Source organism: Streptomyces sp. NPDC127038 (assembly GCF_042725875.1).
Classification (GTDB): Bacteria; Actinomycetota; Actinomycetes; order Streptomycetales; family Streptomycetaceae; genus Streptomyces.
The window spans coordinates 25,604-46,053 of sequence record NZ_JBHXDQ010000052.1 but is presented as its reverse complement, the minus strand read 5'-3'; the positions used below and the strand labels follow the sequence as shown (position 1 = coordinate 46,053).

The window sequence follows — 20,450 nt, the reverse complement described above, 5'->3', positions numbered from 1 at the left end:
ATCGTCTCGATGACGACAATGAACGAGCGGGACCGCCGGGACCGCCCGGCATCCAGGGGGTACTCATGGCCGACATCACGCGACGCCTCGGCTGGCGCCATCTGCGCGGGGCGCCCACCGCGCACGTCCGGCACCACAGGTCGGGAGAGCTGGTCCACGACGGGCCCGGACTCAGCTTCTGGTACCGCTCGCTGTCCGCTTCGCTCTCCGAGATCCCGGTCGACGACCGCGAGCTGGCGATGACCTTCCACGCCCGCACGTCCGACTTCCAGGACGTCGCGGTGCAGGCCACCGTCACCTACCGGATCAGCGACCCCGCCGTCGCGGCCTCCCGCATCGACTTCTCCATAGACCCCGACTCCGGCGCCTGGCGCGGCACCCCGCTGGAACAGCTCGGCTCGCTGCTGACCGAGACGGCACAGCAGCACGCGCTCGCCGTACTGGCCCGTACGTCGCTGGCGTCCGCCCTGGTCGACGGCGTCGCGGCGGTACGGGAGCGGATCGCGGACGGCCTCGCGGGCGAGCCCCGGCTGCCCTCGACCGGCATCGAGGTCGTCGCGGTACGGGTCGTCGCGCTGCGGCCCGAACCCGAGGTGGAGCGGGCGCTGCGCACCCCCGCCCGGGAGCAGATCCAGCAGGACGCGGACAAGGCCACCTACGAACGCCGGGCGGTCGCCGTCGAGCGGGAGCGCGCCATCGCCGAGAACGAACTCGCCAGCCGGATCGAACTCGCCCGCCGCGAGGAGCAGTTGGTCGAGCAGCAGGGCACGAACGCGCGCCGCGAGGCCGAGGAGCTCGCGGCGGCGGACGCGGTGCGCGCCGGGGCGGAGGCGGCCCGTACGGTCCGGCTGGCCGAGGCGGAGGCCACCCGGTCGCTGCGGCTCGCCGAGGCCGAGGCCACACGCAAGGTGCGGCTCGCGGGGGCCGAGGCGCAGGCGGAGCGCGAGGTCGGGGCGGCACGGGCCGAGGCACAGGCGGCCTGGCTGCGGGTCCACGGCGAGGTCGACACCGCCACACTGCACGCGCTGACCGGCAGCCGGCTGGCGGAGAACCTGCCGCGGATCGAGAACCTCACCGTCTCGCCCGACGTCCTCACCGGGCTGCTGGCCAGGCTGGGCAACGGGGCCGCCGGGGAATCGGCGTGAGCCTCGCGCCCCGGGTCGTGCTCGTCCACCGGACCACCGAGTACGAGGAGTTGACCGCCCGGCACGGCACGCACGGGCAGGCCGCGTTCTACCTGTCCTCGCGCGGCCGGGACATCGCCGAGGTGCACGAGCGGCACCGGCGCGCCCGTGAGGCGCTCGCCGCGGTCGTGTCGGCGATCCCGCTGACCTGGCGTCAGGCACGCGTCGAGCGCGCCGACCTGGACCGCTTCCTGTTCGCGCCGGAGGACGTGGTGGTCGTGGTCGGGCAGGACGGGCTGGTCGCGAACGTCGCCAAGTACCTCGACGGTCAGCCGGTGGTGGGGATCGACGCCGACCCCGGGCGCAACCCGGGCGTCCTGGTGCGGCACCGGGCGGCCGACGCGGGCGCGCTGCTCGCCTCCGCGCGGGTCGGCAGCGCCGACGAGCTGACCATGGTCGAGGCGGTCGCCGACGACACGCAGCGGCTGGTCGCGCTCAACGAGATCTACCTGGGGGCCGCGGGCCATCAGACGGCCCGCTACCGGCTGGGGCTCGACGAGTACGGGGGTGCCGTCGAGCCCCAGGCGTCCTCCGGGGTGCTCGTGGGGACCGGGACCGGGGCCACCGGCTGGATCCGGTCGGTCTGGCAGGAACGGGGCGAGCGGCTGCCGTTGCCGGGGCCCACGGACGCGCGTCTGCTCTGGTTCGTCCGCGAGGCCTGGCCCTCGCCTGCCACCGGGACCTCGCTGGTGGCAGGCGAGCTCGCCGGGGACGGGCGGCTGTCCCTGACCGTGGAGTCGGACCGGCTGATCGTGTTCGGGGACGGGATGGAGGGGGATGCGGTGGAGCTTGTCTGGGGGCAGACCGTGCGGGTGGGGGTGGCCGGGGTTCGACTTCGCCTCGTCGGCTGAGATTTCTGGCCCCTGGGCCCTGACCGGAATCTCCCTGGCCGGGGTGGGGTGGGTGTGCCCCGGTGGGGCGGATCGGCTGCGGGCCCGGTGGGGGCTTGGCGCGCAGTTCCTCGCGCCCCTCACGGGGCCTCCGCCCGGGTCCCGGATTCGGCTGCCTGCCCGGTGAGGGCTTGGCGCGCAGTTCCTCGCGCCCCTCACGGGGCCCCCGCCCGGGTCCCGGAATCGGGTGCCTGCCCGGTGGGGGCTTGGCGCGCGGTTCCTCGCGCCCCTGACGGGGCCCCCACCGGGGTTTGGGCCTTACAGGCGGGGGTCCACCGGTTCGGATTCCAGGGAGAGGACTCCGAAGACGGCCTCGTGGACGCGCCAGAGGGGTTCGCCCTCCGCCAGGCGGTCCAGGGCTTCGAGGCCGAGGGCGTACTCGCGGATGGCCAGGGACCGCTTGTGGTTCAGGAAGCGGCCGCGCAGACGGGCGAGGTTCTCCGGACGGGTGTACTCCGGACCGTAGATGATCCGCAGGTACTCGCGGCCCCGGCACTTGATGCCGGGCTGCACGAGCCGCCCCTGAGCGTCCCGCACCACCGCGCCGACCGGCTTCACCACCATGCCCTCGCCGCCGCGGCCGGTCATCTCCAGCCACCAGTCGATCCCGGCCCGCACCGACTCCGGGTCGCCGGTGTCGACGAACAGCCGCCGGGTGGTGTGCAGCAGCCCGCTCCCGTCGTTCTCCACGAGCCGGTCGATCAGGGCGAGTTGCTCGTCGTGCGGCAGCCCGGCGAGGCTCCGGCCCTGGACGGCCAGGATCTGGAACGGCGCGAGACGCACCCCTTCGAGGCCGTCCGTGGTCCAGCAGTAGCGCCGGTACGCCTCGGTGAACGCCTGTGCGTCCGCGGCCCGTTCACGCTGGCGTGTCAGCAGCTCGGCGACGTCGAGTCCCCGCGCCGCCGCCCCTTCGAGGGCGGTCAGCACACCGGGGAAGACCGCCCCGGACGCGGCGCCGACAGCGGCGTACTGACTGCGCAGCAGCCCGGACGCCTTCAGCGACCACGGCATCAACTCCGCGTCCAGCAGCAGCCAGTCGGTGTCCAGCTCCTCCCACAGCCCGGCCTCGGTCGCCGCTGCGCGCACCCTGCCGAGGATCTCCTCGGTGACGGCGGCGTCGGCGAAGAAGGGGCGGCCGGTACGGGTGTACAGCGACCCGGTGGGGCCGTCGACGCCGAACCGCTCACGCGCCGCGTCCGCGTCACGGCAGACCAGGGCCACCGCGCGCGACCCCATGTGCTTCTCCTCGCACACGACCCGGGCGACCCCGTCCTCCCGGTACTGGGCGAAGGCCTCGGCGGGGTGTTCCAGGTGGCCTTCGACGTGCGAGGTGGCCGTGGGGGCCATGGTCGGGGGCAGATACGGCAGCAGCCGGGGGTCCACCGCGAAGCGGCTCATGACCTCCAGCGCGGCCGCCGCGTTCTCCTCGCGGACGGCCACCCGTCCCGCGTACCGGGTCTCGACGGCCCTGCGGCCGTGCACGTCCGCGAGGTCCAGCGGACGCCCCTCGTGACCGCCCGGCGCCTCGGTGGCCAGCGGCTTGGCCGGCTCGTACCAGACCCGTTCGGCGGGTACGTCGACGAGCTCGCGCTCCGGCCAGCGCAGGGCGCTCAGCTTGCCGCCGAACACGGCGCCGGTGTCCAGGCAGATGGTGTTGTTGAGCCAGGTGGCGTTGGGGACCGGGGTGTGGCCGTAGACGACCGCGGCCCGGCCCCGGTAGTCCTCCGCCCACGGGTAGCGCACGGGCAGCCCGAACTCGTCGGTCTCCCCGGTGGTGTCGCCGTACAGCGCGTGCGAGCGCACCCGGCCCGAGGTGCGGCCGTGGTACTTCTCGGGCAGGCCGGCGTGGCAGACGACCAGGCGCCCGCCGTCGAGGACGTAGTGGCTGACCAGCCCGTCGACGAACTCCCGTACCGTGGCGCGGAATTCCTCGCTCTCCCGGTCCATCTGCTCGATGGTCTCGGCGAGTCCGTGGGTGTGCTGGACCTGGCGGCCCTTGAGGTAGCGGCCGAGCTTGTTCTCGTGGTTGCCGGGCACGCACAGGGCGTTGCCGGAACCGACCATGGACATCACGCGGCGCAGCACGCCGGGCGAGTCGGGGCCGCGGTCGACGAGGTCGCCCACGAAGACGGCCGTACGGCCCTCGGGGTGCACGCCGTCGACGTAGCCGAGCTTGCCGAGCAGCGTCTCCAGCTCGGAGGCGCAGCCGTGGATGTCGCCGACGATGTCGAACGGCCCGGTGAGGTGGGTGAGGTCGTTGAACCGCTTCTCGGTGACGACCGAGGCGTTCTCGACGTCGTCCACGCCGCGCAGGACGTGCACCTTGCGGAAGCCCTCGCGTTCCAAGGAACGCAGCGAGCGCCGGAGTTCACGGATGTGCCGCTGGATCACGCGGCGCGGCATCCCGGCCCGGTCGGTGCGCGCCGCGTTGCGCTCGGCGCAGACCTCCTCGGGCACGTCGAGGACGACGGCGATCGGCAGCACGTCGTGCCTGCGGGCCAGTTCGATCAGCTGGCGGCGGCTCTCCTGCTGGACGCTGGTGGCGTCGACGACGGTCCGGCGTCCGGCCGCGAGGCGCTTGCCCGCGATGTAGTGCAGGACGTCGAAGGCGTCGCCGCTGGCGCTCTGGTCGTTCTCGTCGTCGGCGACCAGCCCCCGGCAGAAGTCGCTGGAGATGACCTCCGTCGGCTTGAAGTGCCGCCGGGCGAACGTCGACTTGCCGGAGCCCGAGGCGCCGATCAGCACCACGAGGGAGAGGTCGGTGACGGGCAGGACGCGCCCCTGGTCGTGTCGCTCGCTCATGCGGCCTTCTCCTCCTTCGCGTTCGGGGTGGCGGTGGTGCCGGTGGCCAGGGTGAAGACGGCCATCTGGGTGGGCGGGCCGACCTCGGGGTCGTCGAGGCCGACGGGGGTGAACTCCACGTCGTAGCCGTGCCGTTCGGCGACCTTGCGGGCCCAGGCCCGGAACTCCTCGCGGGTCCACTCGAAGCGGTGGTCGCCGTGCCGGGAGTGTCCGGCCGGCAGGGTCTCCCAGCGGACGTTGTACTCGACGTTCGGGGTCGTCACGAGGACGGTCCGCGGGCGGGCGGAGCCGAACACCGCGTACTCCAGGGCGGGCAGCCGGGGCAGGTCGAGGTGCTCGATCACCTCGCTGAGCACGGCGGCGTCGTACCCCTTCAGACGGCGGTCGGTGTAGGCGAGCGAGCCCTGGAGGAGCTGGACGCGGGCGGCCTGCCGCTCGCCCATGCGGTCGAGCTTGAGGCGGCGCGAGGCGACGGTGAGCGCCCGTATGGACACGTCGACCCCGACGATCTCGGTGAAGCGGGTGTCCTTGAGCATGGCCTGCACCAACTGGCCCTGACCGCAGCCGAGATCGAGGACGCGGCTCGCGCCGGACGCGTGCAGAGCGGCCAGGATCGCGTCCCGGCGCAGCACGGCGAGCGGTACCGGCTTCTCCTCGGTGTCGGTGGTCTCGTCGACGGCGTTGTCGAGCTGTTCGACGGCGATGTCGTCGGTCTCGGCCAGCCGCGCGAGTTCGAGCCGCTCCATGGCCTCCCGGGTCAGCGACGAGCGCCGGGAGAGGTAGCGGTCGGCGATCAGCTTCTGCTCCGGGTGCCCCGGCAGCCAGCCCTCGCCCGCCCGCAGCAGCTTGTCGACCTCGTCCGACGACACCCAGTAGTGCTTGGAGTCGTCGAGGACGGGGAGCAGCACATAGAGGTGGCGCAGGGCCTCGGCGAGCGTCAGCCCGTCCGCTTCCAGTTCCAGGCGTACGTAGCGGGAGTCGCCCCACTCCGGGAAGCGCTCGTCGAGCGGCACGGGCTCGGCCGTCACCGTCCAGCCCAGCGGCTCGAACAGGGCGCGGACGACACCGGCGCCGCCGCTCGCGGGCAGCGCGGGCACCTCGACGCGCAGCGGTCGGCCCTCTGCCGGCAGCTCGGGCCGTGCCGCGCACTGGCCCTTCATCGCGCTGGAGAAGACGGCGCCGATGGCGACGGCCAGCAGTGAGGACGCCGCGTACGGGCGGTCGTTGACGTACTGGGCGAGGGCCGCGTCGGGGGCTCCCCCGCGTCCCTTGCCCTTGCCGCGCCTGACCAGCGCCACCGGGTCGATCTCCAGGAGCAGTGCGGCCGTGCACCGCTCGGCGGTCGCCTCGGGGTAAAGGACGTGCGCCGTCCCGTACGACGTCGAGAACCGCTGCGCGTGATCGGGATGCTTGTGCAGCAGGAAGCCGAGGTCGGTCGCGGGTCGCTCCGGGGTACCGGTGGTACTGATCGTCAGGAACACGGTGTGTCTGCCTCGATACGTCTTCTGAGCCGTGGGGATCCTGTGGGCCGCCCGGCCGGTGCGCGGTGCGCCGGGGCCGGACGCCGAGGGGCCACGGCATGGGCGAGCGCGCCCCGGCCGTCGCCGCTCCCGGCTCCGCCACGGCCCCCGTGGCCGTGGCCACGCCGCGCCGCGGCCGACCGCAGGGGCGACGCCAGCCCTCGGCGCGCCCCCACAACGTACAGCGAACACCCCAGGTGGACCCGCGGTTTTTCACCTGGCGCTAGGGACGCCGACGGGGCCCTGGGCGAGGGGCGTCCCGGGGACCGGCCGGGGGTCGACCGGGGCGGCCGAGAGGTTCAGCTGGAGGCGGCGGGGGCCGGCCGGGAGGGGCGACAGGGGGCGGCCGGGAGATGCCGAGGCCGGCCGGGGCGGCCGAGGGGGCACCGCGGGTCGGCCGCGCGCTGCCCGGGGTCGGCCGGTTCACCCGGGGGGGGCGGCCGTGCGACGGTGGCGCGTCGGCCGGACGGTGGCCCGGCCGGACGGTGGACGGCCGTGGGGCCGGGCGGACGTCAGTCGGAGGCTTCCGCTTCCCGTTCTTCGGGCGTCGTGGTGTCTTCGCTCTCGACGCCCGCGGCGGTGAGCAGGGCGGTGGCGGTCGCGAGGGCGAGGCCGTCCAGGCCCCGGCCCTGCATCACGGCCCGTACGCCCGATCCGTCGAAGGCGACGGTCAGCTGGCGCGCGAGCAGCTCGGGGTCCCCGGCTCCGCCGCGCTCCGCCTCCCGCCGGAAGAACGCGGTCAGTTCGTCCTTGCCGCGGCGGGCCACCACGCTCGCGGGGTGATCCGGCGCCTTCAGCTCGGCGGTCACGGCCACGAGGGGACAGCCGCGGAAGTCCGGCCGGGCGGCCATCTCCTCCAGGCGCTCGAAGACGTGCAGAACGCGGTCACGCGGCGGCCGGCCGTCGTCGGGGGGCAGCAGGAACGCCAGATAGGCGGGCGCGCTGCGCTCCAGGCTGGCCGCAAGGACGCCGTCCTTGCTGTCGAACAGCTGGTACATCGAGCGCTTGGACACTCCGGCCACCCGGCACAGCGCCTCGACGCCGACGCCGACGCCCTCGCGGTAGAAGAGCTCGGCCGCGGCGTCGAGCAGCCGGTCGCGGGTCGGTGAACCGGCGGTCGCGGTCGAGGTCACCTGTGTCATGGGCCCAGCTTACGTTCTCCGTTTGCCTCGCGGAAACCGATCGGTTTACAGTGCGGGTGAGCACAGAAAACCGATCGGTTTACGATATGGGCGGTGCGGCGCACGGCCCGGCCGGCCGCGCCGCCACCGCCCCGCCCTCCCGATTCCCGGCGGCCCTGAAGAGGAGAAGCTCATGACCAGCATCGAAGGCGCGGTGGCACTCGTGACGGGTGGCAGCCGCGGTATCGGCAAGGCCTTCGTGGACGCCCTGTACGAGCGTGGCGCCCGGAAGGTCTACGCGACCGCCCGCGACCCGCGGACCGTCGGCCACCCCGACGCGGTACCCCTCGCCCTGGAGGTCACCGACCCCGCCTCGGTCGCGGCCGCGGCGGCGCGGGCCCAGGACGTCACCGTGCTGGTCAACAACGCGGGCGCGACCGCCCCGACCTCGTTCCTTGACTCCCCCGTCGAGGACGTGCGGCGGGAGTTCGACATCAACTTCTTCGGCCCGCTCCTCACCACCCGCGCCTTCGTCCCGGTCATGGAGCGCAACGGCGGCGGGCACATCCTCACCGTCCACTCGGTGCTGTCGTGGGTCACGGTCCCCGGCGCCGACGGCTACAGCGCCGCCAAGGCCGCCCTGTGGTCCCAGAGCAACGCGCTGCGCCTGGAACTGCGGCCGCGCGGCATCCGGGTCACCGGACTGCACGTCGGCTACGTCGACACGGATCTGACCGCGAGCCTCGACGTCCCCAAGGTCACCGCCCACAGCGTCGCGGCGCAGGCGCTCGACGGCATCGAGGCGGACGCCCACGAGGTCCTCGCCGACGCGCTCACCCGCCAGGTCAAGGCCGGCCTCTCGGGCGAGCTGAGCGACCTGTACCCCCAGCTCGCCGGGCAGCAGTAGCGGCGGCCGATCCATACCTTCGGGCCGTCCCGGCCGTCACGGGCGGAGATGTTTCCCGACGGGCGACGGCGTGCCAGCGGTTCGACGGGGGACGCCAGTTGTGACCGGTGCATGATGGATACATGGATCTTCGAGTCTTCACAGAACCGCAGCAAGGCGCGACCTACGACACGCTGCTCCGCGTCGCCAAGGCCGCCGAAGACCTCCATTACGGAGCCTTCTTCCGCTCTGATCACTATGTGCACATGGGTTCCGTCGACGGGCTCCCCGGCCCCACCGACGCCTGGATCACCCTGGCCGGCATCGCCCGCGAGACGAGCCGTATCCGCCTGGGCACCCTGATGACCGCCGGAACCTTTCGCCTCCCCGGCGTGCTGGCCATCCAGGTCGCCCAGGTCGACCAGATGTCCGGCGGCCGTGTCGAACTCGGCCTGGGGGCCGGGTGGTACGAGGCCGAGCACACGGCGTACGGCATTCCGTTCCCGAAGGAGAAGTTCGGCCGGCTGGAGGAGCAGCTCGCCGTCGTCACCGGGCTGTGGGGCACGCCTGTCGGCGAACGCTTCACCTTCGACGGGACGTACTACCAGCTCAAGGACTCGCCCGCGCTGCCCAAGCCCGCGCAGTCGAAGGTGCCCGTGCTGATCGGCGGTCACGGAGCCAGGCGGACCCCCGCCCTCGCGGCCCGCTATGCCAGTGAGTTCAACATCCCCTTCGCCTCGGTCCCCGACTCGGAGCGGCAGTTCGGCCGGGTCCGGGCCGCACTGGAACAGGCGGGGCGCGAGCCGGAGGAACTCGTGTACTCCAACGCGCTCGTGGCGTGCGTCGGCCGGACCGACGGCGAGGTGCGGCGACGGGCGGACGCCATCGGGCGCGATGTCGACGAACTGAAGGCGAACGGGCTCGCGGGGTCCCCGGCGGAGGTCGTCGAGCAGATCGCCCGGTACCAGGCGGTCGGTTCGCAGCGGATGTATCTCCAGATGCTGGACCTGAACGACCTCGACCATCTGGACCTGATCGCCTCCGAGGTGGCACCCCAGCTCGGCTGACCCCCTCCCGCACAGCACCCCGGCCCCGGCGCCCACGCCCCACAAGGGCCTCCGACCGGGCGCCAGAACGTCCCGGGCGACCCGGGTCACGCCTCACGGGCGGTTCCGGTCGGGTTCCTCACCGCGGCCGGGACCGGGCCCGGGACCGGTCGGGCGTCGCGGGCCGTCCAAGGCCTGTCCGACAGTTCGCGTCCGCCCGGCGGCGTCAGGGGCGCTCTAGCCCGCGGCCGAGTCCGGTTCCACCACGCGTTTCTCGTCCCGTACCGCGAGACGTCTGAGCATCTCCAGGACGCGGTCCCGCGACTCGTCCGCCGCGTCGATCGCCTCCATGCACTGCCAGTACCTTCCCTCGTCGTCCGCCGCGCAGGCGATGCCGACCAGGGCTATGCCGACCTCGGCGAGGAGTGCGCCGAGGCAGAGCAGCGACTCGCGCGCGTCGCCCAGCTCCGTGAGCCGGGCGGCCCGTAACGCGCCGACATCGAGGGCGTGATCGCCGAGCACACCGCAGCCGCGGCCCGCCAGCTCGGTCAACCCCAGGGCCTCGCCCCGGAGTTCGGGGGGACCGGAGACCGCGAAGCGGCTGCCGATCGCCTGGGCCAGGGAATGCGCCTGCCACGCCTCCGCCATCACCTCCGCAGTCTCACCGCTCTCCGCCAGGGCACGTCTGCTCGCCACGATGAGCCGCACCGCTTCCATGCGCTGCCCCCGTCTGTCCGACGCGCTCTCGCGCGTACAGTCGAACTCCCTTGTTCACTACCCAGAGTGAGGGTCCTTGAGACAGAAAGCCAGAGGAAGCCCGAAATCTGTGGACACGGAATCGCATCGGACCGCCACGACAACTACGGAGAGTATGGGATTCCGTTTCGCGCGGGCGGAGCGGCCGCCCGGTCAGGGGTTCGTGGACGCGGGGCGGGACGGCCCCGTCAGGAGTTGCCCGGGGCCGGGAACCTCCGCTCGTTGCGGTCGATCTTCGCGTCGAGCGCCGCGAGCGGGTCGATCCCCAGCACCTCGCAGAACTGGAGCAGATACGCGAGCACGTCCGCGACCTCGTCGGTGACGCGGTGCGCGGTGTCCGCGTCACCCATCACGCGGGCCGACTCCTCCGGCGTCAACCACTGGAAGATCTCCAGGAGTTCGGACGCCTCCACGCTCAGGGCGGCCACCAGGTTCTTGGGGGTGTGGTACGGCTGCCAGTTCCGTACGGCCGCGAACTCGGCCAGTCTGCGCTGAAGGGTCGCCACATCAAGTTCACTCACGCCGTCAGGTGTATCACCCCCGGCCCGGTGGCCTCAGGTCCACGACCGTGGCCCCGGCGGTCGCGGAGGCCTGCCTCCCGTCGACGACCGTGCCGAGCAGCCTGATGTGGCCCCGCTCGCACATGCGCGCCGCCAGCCGCGTCAGCTCTCCGGCCTGCCGGGTGTCCAGAGCCCGGTCGAAGCCGTCGGCCAGGACCGTCAGCGACTGGAACGCGGCCGGCACCTCGCCCGCAGGGTCGACCTCCAGGACACCCGGCCCGGTGAGCAGCACCAGGGCGAGCGCGAGATACCTCAACTCGCCGTCGCCGAGCAGCCCGAGCGGCGTACGGGCGCCGTCGCCCCGGTCGAGGAGGGCGCGGACGGTGCCGTCGCCGAGCACCTCGGCCAGGACGTCCGTGACCGGGCCCGCGCATCCGGCCTCGACGGCGGCGACCAGGTGGGCGTAGCGCCGGCCGCACTCCGACCTCGTACGCCACAGGACCTCGGCGAGGTTGCCGCAGCCGCGCAGCAGGCGTCCGGAGCCGAGCGGGACGGGCGCGCGCATGGAGTCCGGGTCCGGGTCGCAGACGTACACGGACCGCAGGGCGAGGACCATCTGCTCGGCGGCGGCCAGGACTTGACGCTCTCCGGCGGTGCGGCCCGCGACGCGGAGGGGCAGCAGCGCGGTGCCGAGGCGGTCGTCGGGGAGCGGGACCCGGGTCACCGAGGACGTGCCGCCCGTGTGCCAGGCCGCCTGGACGCAGGGGCGGCCCGGGTCGCGCAGCGCCGTCTCCAGCAGGGTCCGCCCGCCGGCCGACAACCGCTCGCCCACGACGCGCAGTTCGGGCTCGGCCTGGACGGCGACGTCGAGCCGGACCGGGCCCTCGGGTCCGTCGACCGTGCAGCCGATCCGGAAACCGCGGCGGTGCTGGGCGTCGGCCCTGGACCGCTCGGGCACACAGGCGACCGGGTCGGGGAACACCTCCCGGAGCGCTTCCCCGGCACCGAGCCGCGCCAGTGCCTCGTAGGCCCGCAGGGCGGCCGTCTTGCCACTGCCGCTGGGGCCGGCGACGAGGGTGAGCGGTCCGAGCGGGAACCGGACGCGGCGGTGCGCGGCGAAGGCGGCGAGCCGCAGCTCGGTGACGCCGGGACGGACCGGGCGCGCCACCACCGCCGTGGGGGCTTCCGCAGAGGTCAGAGTCATATGCGGACGGTAGGCCGCCGAAACGAGGCGAACCGTTACGCCCGGGGGACCTTCCTACGATCGAGGGACGGAGCGGGCGGCCGGGGACGGGGGCCGCGCCCGGTGGCGGCCAGGGACCGCGCCCGGTCGACGCCAGGGGCCACCCCGATCAGGGACAGCGGTCGCGCCCGGTCGAGGCCAGGGCCACCCGCGATCAGGGACAGGGGCCACGCCCGGTCAGGGGCAGGCACCGCCCCCGGTCGACGCCAGGGACCGCCCCGACCAGGGCCGGCCGTACCCGGTCGAGGCCAGGGACCGTCAGAGGCCGGGAACGCCGACCCCCTCCATCAGGCCGCGCACCTCGGTCCCCGGAGGCGTCAGCAGGAACACGTTCCGGTCGACCCGGTGCATCCCGCTCGCCAGGCCGAAGACCACGCCCGTACTGAAGTCCAGGACCCGCTTGGCGACCTCGGTCTCCGCGCCGGTCAGGTCGAGGAGCACCGGGATGCCCGACATGAGCGTCTCCGCGACGTCGCGGGCGTCCGCGAAGACGTTGACCCGCAGGACCACGAAGCGGCGCCGCGTCTCCGTCTCGGCCTCGGGTATCGACCGGTGCCGCACGGCCGACGGCCAGGCGTCCCGGCCTCGCAACGGAACGACCTGGGCGAGCCCTTCCCACTGTTCGTCGGTGACGTCGTGGCCGCTCATCGGTCCACCCCGTCCTGGCTCGCACTCGTTGTCTGCACCGGGCAATTCTTACGCATGGTCACCCGTTCGGCCCAACAGCGACACGGTCCGCGAACCGGACCCGGATCCGCCGCGTGCGGCAAGCTACGCATATACGTCCCTAACCCTCCCTCCGCCCAGCAATCGAGGCCTCCGAATGAGCCTGAGCATCCGCAACCAGCTCCCCGGCACCGTCACCTCGGTCACCCCCGGTGAGGTGATGGCGACGGTCAAGATCCGGCTCGACGCCGGACAGGAGATCACCGCGGCCGTCACCCGGGAGGCCGTACAGGAGCTCGGCCTCGCGTCGGGCTCCGCCGTGCGGGCCCTGGTCAAGTCCACAGAGGTCTCCCTGGCGACCGGGCCGGTGGAGGGACTGAGCATCCGCAACCAGCTGCCGGGCACGGTCACCGCGGTCACGACCGGCGGTGCCATGGCCAGCGTCAAGGTCCGGGTCGCGGGCGGCGAACTGACCTCCGCGATCACCCGGGACGCGGTCTCCGACCTGGGCCTCGACACGGGTTCCGAGGTCGTCGCCCTGATCAAGTCCACCGAGGTCTCGCTGTCCAACGCCTGAGGCCACCGGCCCACGGGCGTGCTCTTACTCGCCTCACACCGGACTCTTCACGTCCCGTCGCGCGCCGCTCACCGGCTGGAATTAGCGTATGAGGCCGTGTACTCGGCAGAAATCAAGCCGGCGCCGACGCGCCGCCAGGCCCCCTCGACGGTCTCGTCCGGCGGGCCGGTCACGCGCTGGAACCCGGACGAGGCGCCCGCCCAGTGGCACCGCGTCCTCACCCTCCTGGCCGACATCAGCCTGTTCATCGGTACGCGCCCGCTGTGGGCGCAGGCCGCCAGCCACCGGCTCATCGTCGCCGCCGTCGTCTCGCTCTGCTACGCCTCGATCCTGGCGACGGGCGTCCTGACCCTCGTGGTGCGCCGGGGCCGCTCACTGGCCCGGCTCGACCTCGTCGTCCTGCTGACCGCGCTGACCCTGGTCGTGTGCGGGCTGATCATGAACCACCAGGGCAGCGACGAGTCGGTCCTCACCACCCAGGCGGCCCACGAGTTCGCCGCCGGCCACCAGGTCTACGACCGCCCGTGGCCCTGGCTCTTCGACCACGGCGTCGCCCTCACCGCGACGATGAACGGCGGCTACGACTTCACGTACGGCTATCCACCGCTCGCGCTGATGCTCACCGCGCCGCTGCTGTGGGTCGGGCACGGTTCGACGCCCGCCACGATGGTCGGCACCGGGGCCCTCATCACGGGCACGGTCGTCATGTGGCGGATGCTGCCGGTGCCGTGGCGCTCCGCCGCGACGCTGACCTGCCTCGGCCTCGGCCTGCTGCCGACGTACGCGCGGCTCGGCTATCCGGCGATCCTCGCCTGCGCCCTGCTCATCCCCGTGGTGGTCGGATGGCCGCGGATGGGCCGCGGCGGACGGGCCGACATCGCGCGGGCCGTCTGCCTCGGGGCCGCCTGCGCGGCACAGCAGCTCCCCTGGTTCCTCACCCCGTTCCTGCTGGCCGGGGTGTACGCGCTGCGCCGCGGCGACCTCGGCGCGCGGGCGGCGGCGATCGCGGTCGGCCGGATCGCCGGCATCGCAGCCGCCACCTGGCTGCTGATCAACTCGTACTTCATCGTGAGCGAGCCGCACTCCTGGTTCTCCGGGATCGCCCTGCCCCTCACCCAGGACGCCGACATCCACGGACAGGGCCTGGTCGACATCTCGCTGTACTTCACCGACGGCAGCGACCGGCTGGCCTGGTACGCGCACGCGAGCCTGCTCCTGGCGGCGGCCCTGCTGGCCCTGTTCGTGCTGTTCGTACGGCGGCTGGGGCCGGCGGCGACGGTACTGCCCTGGTGCGCGTTCTACGTGGCGACCCGTTCTCAGGACGGCTACTACCTGCTGATGACGCCCCTGTGGGTGGCAGCGGCCATCACCGCGCCCTGGGAGTCCTTCCGGACCGCGTGGCAGCCCCGCCCGGCCTTCCTGCGCGGCACGCACCGGCGCGGGGCCCTCATGGCCGCGGTCGTCCTGCTGCTGGCCCCGTCGGCGGCGGCCGTGACGCTGGGGGCCACCGGGTCCCCGCCGCTGCGCATGCAGGTCACCGAGGCCCGCCGCGCCGCCCACTCCGTGACCGCACTCACGGTCGGCGTGACCAATCTCGGCGACGCGGCCCTGAGCCCGCATTTCACCGTGACCACGGGCCAGGGCATGAGCCGCTACTGGACGGTGGCCTCCGGCCCGTCCACCCTGGCCGGCCACGCCTTCGGACGCTACGAACTCCGGCCCCCCGACGGGGGGTTCACGCTCCCCAAGGCCGGGACGCGGATGCGGCTGCGCGCGGTCTCGGCGACGCCGATGACGATGTCGAGCACGGACCTCCACCTGCCGCTGACCCAGCCCTGAGGATTCACGGTCCCGCGCCCGCCCCGGGCGGTGGATCGCGTTCACACGCCCGTTCCCCGGGCGGTGGTGAATCGGTGCATACGCCTGTTCCTCGGGCGGTGAATCGGTGCACACGCCTGTTCCCCGGGCGGCGGCGCGTGCTGGAATGTCCCGTCGCCCGGCCGGGCGCGCGTGCGCACCGTCCGGATCCGCGCCGGCTCCATGCCGGATCCGCGCCGGATCCACGCCCGGCCCGCGAGGCCGTGAAGCAGCGTCGCCGAGTCCCAGGGACAGTGATGTCGATGTCGCAAGCGCCGGACTTCTCGCACCGCAACGGTGTCGCGTTCGTGTCGGGCGGCACCGGGGGCATCGGCGCCGCGATCGTGCGGATCCTCGCCGAGCGGGGCAGTGACGTGGTGTTCACGTATCGCTCCAGCCGGGAGGCCGCCGAGGCGCTCGCCGCCGGGCTGACGGCGGAGTTCGCGGACGAGGGCCGCCTGATACGGGCGCTGCGGCTGGACCTCGGCGAGGAGCGGGCCGTGGCCGCCGCCGTGTCGGGGACGGCCGCCGAGCTCGGCGGACTGCACACCCTCGTCCACGCGGCGGGCCCGCACGTGCCGATGACGCACTTGAGCGGGGTCACCCCGGGCGCGTTCAGGACCCAGCTCGACGCGGACGCGGGAGGGTTCTTCGCCCTGGTGCATCCCGCGCTGCCGCTGCTGCGCGAGAGCCGGGGCGCCGTCGTCGCCGTCACCACCGTGGCGACCCGGAGGTTCCCGGTGCGCGACGGCCTCTCGGCGGGACCGAAGGGGGCGGTCGAGGCGGTCGCCCGCGCCCTCGCCGCCGAGGAGGGCCGCTACGGCGTCCGGGTCAACTGCGTCGCCCCCGGCATGCTGACCGACGGGACCGCCGCCCGTCTGATCGGTTCCGGCGAACTCGACGACAGGGCGCTGGAGATCACCCGCCGCAACACCCCGCTGCGCCGTTTCGGCAGCGCCCTGGACGTCGCCGAGGCCGTGGCGTTCCTGGCCTCGGACCGCGCGGGTTTCATCACCGGCCAGGCGCTCGGGGTGGACGGCGGATACAGCGTGTAGGGGGCGGCGGCTCCTGCTCGTCGGACAGGCCCTACCCGATCTCGACGACACGCGCCCAGGCCGGCGGTTCGTCGGGGACGTACTCGGGGTCGTCCTCGTCCCACGAGGCGTCCGACCGGCCGCGGGGGAACAGGCCCACCACCGTCCGGCACGGCGGGCGCTCCGCCGGCCAGGGGGTCTGGCCGTCGGTGAGGACCACGACGACGTCCGGGCGGGGCCGTGCCCGTAGCGCCTTGGTGAACCCGGACCGCAGGTCGGTGCCACCGCCGCCGAGGAGCGGAATGCCCTCGGCCCGGCACAGCGGGTGCGCGATCCGTGCCGCCGCGTCGCACGGGACCACGGTGACCAGGTCCCGTCGGCCGCCGACCGCCCGGGAGATCGCCGCGACCTCCAGGAGGGCGCTGCCCAGCTCCGCGTCGCTGACCGACCCCGAGGTGTCGATGACCACCGAGACCCGTGGCGGTCTGCGGCGCAGGCTCGGCAGGACGACCCCGGGCACGGAGGCGGAGCGTCGCGACGGGCGGCCGTACGTGTAGTCCTCCCCCACCCCGGGCGCGGAGGCCGCGGAGCGGACCGCGGCCCCCAGCAACTCCCGCCACGGCTGCGGCTGTTGGAAGGCCTCCTCCGCCCATCGCTCCCATTGCGCGGGGTTCCTTCCGGGGCGGGCCCTGATCCCCTGCGCGACCCGGAACCGGACCGCGTCGCGTTCCTGCTCGCTGAGGCCGTGCGCCCCGTCCGGCCCGAGGTCCCAGTCCCGTTCGCGTCCGTCGGCGCCGCTGCCGCAGTCCAGCCAGGCCAGGCTCTGGGTGAGCGGCCCGAGCCGGAACTGGCGGAGGTAGTCCTCCATGAGCTCGCCGGACGGCAGGCTCAGGAACTCGGGTGTGACGGCGCCCTCGGGCCTGACGAGCCCCTCGCCGAACGCGTCGTCGTTGATCTCGCAGTCGGCGGCGATGTTCATCCGCAGCCGCTCGGCCGCACCGGTGAGCCCGTGTTCGCGGGCGAACCGCTCGCTGCGGCCGTGATGGTCGCGCAGCAGGTGAGAGACCTCGTGCACCCAGACCGCGGCCAGGTCCTCGACCGGCATGCGGTCCACGAACCCGGGCGAGACGTAACAGCGCCAGTGCCGGTCGACGGCCATCGTCGGCACCCAGCGGGACTCGACGGTGTGCAGGGCGAACAGGGCCGTCGCCAGGTAGGGCCGGGCCCGCGCCGCGTGCAGGCGGGCCGCGAACAGCTTGTCCAGGTCCAGCTCCAGGGTCCTGGGCGCGACGGCCGTCATCGGCGTGCTCCGGCGGCGACGGCGACGCGGGCCGCGGCGTCGTCCGCGCGCCGGGACAGGGCCACCGCTCCGGACAGCCGCTCGATGGACGCGGGGATGTCCCAGTCCTCCTGGCGCAGCGTCGCGAGCGTGGTCGCGGGCACGACGACCAGGTCGGGGGCGCCGGTGTCCAGCGCCCGTACGAGCAGTGCCCAGGCCGCGTCCCAGCGGTCCTTGGCGGGCCGTGTACGGACCGCGGCCACCACGCCGTCGAGAACGGCCTGGCGCAGATCACCCCGCTCGGGCAGGACGGCGCCCTCCGGGTCGGCGAGCAGGGTCTCGGGGTCGGGCAGGTCCATCCGGTCCACGCTCGCCAGCAGTTCCAGCCCCGGACCGTCGCCCACGGTGCCCCTGACCAGCAGGGAGAGCACGTCCCGTGAGGATCCGGCGGCATGCGCGAAGGCGATGAGCCTCAGGGTCGTCTCCCAGCTCCTGGGCGAGGGCCAGGCACCGCCCCGGCGGGTCTCGCCGCTCGGCAGCCGGTGGACGAGTCCGGGGCGGGCGGCGAGCAGTCCGCACACCGCGCGGCGGGCGAAGTCCACGGCTTCCGGGAGCTTGTGCGGATCGAGCCGCGGCAGGGTCGCGCGGGGCCAGGTGCCGCCCAGTCCGCGGACGACGACCTCGTGGTCGTGGACCCACTGGAGATGGACGAACCGGTTGGCCAGCGGCGGGCTCAGTTCCCAGCCGTCGGCGGCCGAGGAGCGGGGGTTGGCGGCGGCCACGATACGTACGCCGGGCGGGAGTCGGAGGGCTCCGATGCGCCGCTCCAGGACGAGGCGGAGCAGCGCGGCCTGGACCGCCGGGGGTGCGGTGGACAGTTCGTCCAGGAACAGCAGCCCGCGGCCGGCGCGCACGAGCCGCACGGCCCAGTCCGGCGGGGCCATGGGTACGCCCTGCTCCGCGGGGTCGTCGCCGAGGACGGGCAGCCCCGAGAAGTCGGAGGGCTCGTGGACGCTGGCGATCACCGTGGTCAGCGGCAGCTCCAGGGTCTCGGCGAGCTGGGTCAGGGCGGCGGTCTTGCCGATCCCCGGTTCGCCCCAGAGCAGGACGGGCAGATCGGCCGCGACGGCGAGGGTCAGCGCCTCCAGTTGAGGGTCGGGGCGCGGTTCGGTGGCGGAGTCGCGCAGCAGCGCCGACAGGGCGTCGGCGATGTCCAGTTGGTCGGCGAGGGGGTGGTTCGTGGGCATGTCTGATCACCTTTGGATTCGCGAAGGGGCTGTGTGTGTACGGGACTTGGCCCGGGGGCGGTCAACTGGCTTGCGGGGAGATGGGGTTGAGCTTGGGAGGGGGTGGGGGTGAGCTTGCGAGGGGGCAGGCGGGGTTGAGCGGCCGTCGACGGGCGGTGGCCGTTGCTCCTTTGCCCCTCGGCCGGGTTCAGCGGCCGTCGGCCCTCGGTCAGGGGCGAGCGGGGTCAGCGGCCGGTCGTGTCACGCGGGTGGGAGCGGTGGCCGCGGGGTCGCGCAGGCCCCGGGGCGAGCAGGGTGGCGGGACCGGGACCGGTCAGACCGGACCGGAACAGTCCGTAGGAGACGCGCCGCAGCGCGGCGGCCCGGAGCTCGTCCCGCAGCGCGCCTTGTCGCAGCACCGCGTCGGGACCCAGCAGCCCCTCGACGACGGCCAGCGCACCGGCGGTGTCACCGTGGCGCAGCCGTTCGCGGACGCCCACGAGACAGTGCGGCCGCCGGTGCGCCTCGTCGATCGCCCTGAGACAGGGAAGCGGTGTGCCGGTCAGGGCGACCAGCAGCTCTTCCCGGCGGATCTCGGCCGGATCGTGGTCGAGCGGCGCGAGCACCCCGTCGACCAGGCCGATCCGGTGCACGGCTCCCCGGCATTCCACGAGCCGCGCCGCTCCGGCCGGGTCCGCGTGCGGGTCGGCCACGGCCGGGTGCGTGCCCGGGGCCGCCGCTGACACCATGGCCGGGGCCGCCGACATCCGGTCCTGTGCCGTTGCCGACGCCCGGTCCGGTGCCAGCGCCGACGCCCGGTCCGGTGCCAGCGCCGAGGCGACCAGCGGGTGCAGCCGCCCGGTCTCGACGGCTCCGGCGCGGATCAGCGCCAGGTCGGGCAGCACCCAGGTCGCGGCGTCGGGCAGGACCGGCACGGCGGGACCGCCGCCGGTCCCGTCGGCGGGCGGCGTGGCGGTGATCCGCAGAGAGAGCGGCCCCTCGCCTTCCGCGGCCGCCACCAGCTCCAGGAACAGCCGTCTGCGGGTCCCGAGCCGCACGGTGACCGTGCCGGCCGTACGCCCCTCGTCGCGCAGCAGGATCGCCGCCTCGTCCGCCCACCGGGCGACCGCGCAGCCTAGCCCCGCGGGCACCGGACCCGGTGGATCCGCGCTCCCCCGAGCGGCGTCGCCCGTCGGCAGGTCGGCCCCGGAACGGACCCGCAGTTCACCGGTTCTGCGGGTGTCCCACAGGTGCCGGTGCAGGTCCAGCCGGTAGCGCCGGCTGGGACGTGGATGCGGATGGCGGCGGACCCCGGCGTCGGGCGGGAACGCGCCCGGGGAGAACCGGCCTGCGGAGAACCGGTCGGGGAAGCCGCCGGAAGCCGCGTCCCAGAGAGCGAGGCTGATCCGCTGGCCGCCGTCCGCCCAGGCGGGCGGAGTACGGGCCACGAGATGCACGGGACGTACGCCGTCGCGTCCCGCGCCCGCGTAGCGGGCCAGGGTGATGGTGAGGCCGGGACGCAGCAGACCGTCGGGGGCGACTCTCGGCATGTGCCAGCGCAGCAGGTCGGGAGCCAGATGCCGTAGATCGCGGCGGACCCTGGAGACGAGTTCGCGGCCGTACGCGCGGGCCGTCGAGCGCAGATCGAAGTCGAGGTCGACGCCGGCGGCGGCACACGCCCCCGCCCAGTCACCGCGCAGGCGGCGGAACGTCGCGGTCTCGATCATGGTGGGCGGCACGGCGAATTCACGCACGCGCGGCCAGAAGGAGAGGGAGGAATCCTCGTACGCGGTCGAAGTGAGCATCAGCACTCACCTTGCGCGGACGGGGCCTCCGATCTGATGGAGGTGGAAGTCGTCATCG

General features: G+C 73.9%; 17 protein-coding genes. 7 read left to right on the top strand and 10 right to left on the bottom strand.

What is annotated here, in order from left to right; all coding sequences use genetic code 11:
* The first annotated feature begins 65 nt into the window (after nt 1-65).
* Both ACFWI4_RS29515 and ACFWI4_RS29510 read left to right on the top strand, forming a co-directional pair.
* The gene (locus ACFWI4_RS29515; RefSeq protein WP_385403049.1) at nt 66-1,145 is read left to right on the top strand and encodes an SPFH domain-containing protein; all 1,080 of its coding nucleotides are present in this window, start codon (nt 66-68) and stop codon (nt 1,143-1,145) included.
* A complete protein-coding gene (locus ACFWI4_RS29510; RefSeq protein ID WP_387202245.1) occupies nt 1,142-2,035 on the top strand; it encodes a hypothetical protein in 894 nt (297 codons plus the stop codon). Before ACFWI4_RS29515 ends, ACFWI4_RS29510 begins: the two co-directional genes overlap by 4 nt.
* A 297-nt stretch (nt 2,036-2,332) precedes the next feature.
* Here the strand turns inward: ACFWI4_RS29510 and ACFWI4_RS29505 are convergent, their stop codons facing one another.
* The 3 genes from ACFWI4_RS29505 to ACFWI4_RS29495 form a co-directional block, all read right to left on the bottom strand.
* Complete coding sequence (locus ACFWI4_RS29505; protein WP_387202243.1) at nt 2,333-4,876, bottom strand: polynucleotide kinase-phosphatase; 2,544 nt, start codon at nt 4,874-4,876, stop codon at nt 2,333-2,335.
* Nucleotides 4,873-6,357: a 3' terminal RNA ribose 2'-O-methyltransferase Hen1 gene (locus tag ACFWI4_RS29500; RefSeq protein ID WP_387202240.1), complete on the bottom strand. Its 1,485-nt coding sequence runs from the start codon at nt 6,355-6,357 to the stop codon at nt 4,873-4,875. Before ACFWI4_RS29500 ends, ACFWI4_RS29505 begins: the two co-directional genes overlap by 4 nt.
* 551 nt (nt 6,358-6,908) lie before the next feature.
* Nucleotides 6,909-7,538, bottom strand: a complete 630-nt coding sequence (locus ACFWI4_RS29495) for a TetR/AcrR family transcriptional regulator (RefSeq protein WP_387202237.1) — start codon at nt 7,536-7,538, stop codon at nt 6,909-6,911.
* A gap of 172 nt (nt 7,539-7,710) precedes the next feature.
* Between ACFWI4_RS29495 and ACFWI4_RS29490 the strand changes: the two genes are divergently transcribed.
* Nucleotides 7,711-8,424, top strand: coding sequence for an SDR family oxidoreductase (locus ACFWI4_RS29490; RefSeq protein ID WP_387202234.1), 714 nt, complete (start codon nt 7,711-7,713; stop codon nt 8,422-8,424).
* Between the two features lie 122 nt (nt 8,425-8,546).
* Entirely contained in the window at nt 8,547-9,470 is a 924-nt protein-coding gene (locus ACFWI4_RS29485; protein ID WP_387202231.1) for an LLM class F420-dependent oxidoreductase, read from the top strand.
* 216 nt (nt 9,471-9,686) lie between these two features.
* Here the strand turns inward: ACFWI4_RS29485 and ACFWI4_RS29480 are convergent, their stop codons facing one another.
* From ACFWI4_RS29480 to ACFWI4_RS29465, 4 genes are all read right to left on the bottom strand, one after another.
* On the bottom strand, nt 9,687-10,166 hold the full coding sequence (locus tag ACFWI4_RS29480; protein ID WP_385403067.1) for a DUF6099 family protein: 480 nt from the start codon (nt 10,164-10,166) through the stop codon (nt 9,687-9,689).
* 227 nt (nt 10,167-10,393) lie between these two features.
* Nucleotides 10,394-10,726: a nucleotide pyrophosphohydrolase gene (locus ACFWI4_RS29475; RefSeq protein ID WP_387202228.1), complete on the bottom strand. Its 333-nt coding sequence runs from the start codon at nt 10,724-10,726 to the stop codon at nt 10,394-10,396.
* A 13-nt stretch (nt 10,727-10,739) separates the two neighbouring features.
* Nucleotides 10,740-11,909: an AAA family ATPase gene (locus ACFWI4_RS29470; RefSeq protein WP_387202225.1), complete on the bottom strand. Its 1,170-nt coding sequence runs from the start codon at nt 11,907-11,909 to the stop codon at nt 10,740-10,742.
* 297 nt (nt 11,910-12,206) lie between these two features.
* Entirely contained in the window at nt 12,207-12,596 is a 390-nt protein-coding gene (locus ACFWI4_RS29465) for a cell division protein SepF (RefSeq protein ID WP_387202222.1), read from the bottom strand.
* A gap of 175 nt (nt 12,597-12,771) precedes the next feature.
* Here ACFWI4_RS29465 and ACFWI4_RS29460 point away from each other — a divergent pair, with 175 nt between their 5' ends.
* The 3 genes from ACFWI4_RS29460 to ACFWI4_RS29450 all read left to right on the top strand — a co-directional run bounded on the left by ACFWI4_RS29460 (nt 12,772) and on the right by ACFWI4_RS29450 (nt 16,103).
* Nucleotides 12,772-13,191 (top strand): molybdopterin-binding protein, encoded by a 420-nt coding sequence (locus ACFWI4_RS29460; protein WP_387202219.1) that lies wholly within the window; start codon nt 12,772-12,774, stop codon nt 13,189-13,191.
* Between the two features lie 96 nt (nt 13,192-13,287).
* The gene (locus ACFWI4_RS29455) at nt 13,288-15,030 is read left to right on the top strand and encodes a hypothetical protein (RefSeq protein ID WP_387202216.1); all 1,743 of its coding nucleotides are present in this window, start codon (nt 13,288-13,290) and stop codon (nt 15,028-15,030) included.
* 281 nt (nt 15,031-15,311) lie between these two features.
* Nucleotides 15,312-16,103, top strand: coding sequence for an SDR family NAD(P)-dependent oxidoreductase (locus ACFWI4_RS29450; protein ID WP_387202213.1), 792 nt, complete (start codon nt 15,312-15,314; stop codon nt 16,101-16,103).
* A gap of 31 nt (nt 16,104-16,134) precedes the next feature.
* Here ACFWI4_RS29450 and ACFWI4_RS29445 read toward each other — a convergent pair whose 3' ends face one another.
* The 3 genes from ACFWI4_RS29445 to ACFWI4_RS29435 all read right to left on the bottom strand — a co-directional run bounded on the left by ACFWI4_RS29445 (nt 16,135) and on the right by ACFWI4_RS29435 (nt 20,392).
* Entirely contained in the window at nt 16,135-17,382 is a 1,248-nt protein-coding gene (locus ACFWI4_RS29445) for a VWA-like domain-containing protein (protein WP_387202210.1), read from the bottom strand.
* On the bottom strand, nt 17,379-18,608 hold the full coding sequence (locus tag ACFWI4_RS29440; RefSeq protein WP_387202207.1) for an AAA family ATPase: 1,230 nt from the start codon (nt 18,606-18,608) through the stop codon (nt 17,379-17,381). Before ACFWI4_RS29440 ends, ACFWI4_RS29445 begins: the two co-directional genes overlap by 4 nt.
* A gap of 224 nt (nt 18,609-18,832) precedes the next feature.
* Nucleotides 18,833-20,392 (bottom strand): hypothetical protein, encoded by a 1,560-nt coding sequence (locus ACFWI4_RS29435; RefSeq protein WP_387202204.1) that lies wholly within the window; start codon nt 20,390-20,392, stop codon nt 18,833-18,835.
* Between the last annotated feature and the right edge of the window lie 58 nt (nt 20,393-20,450).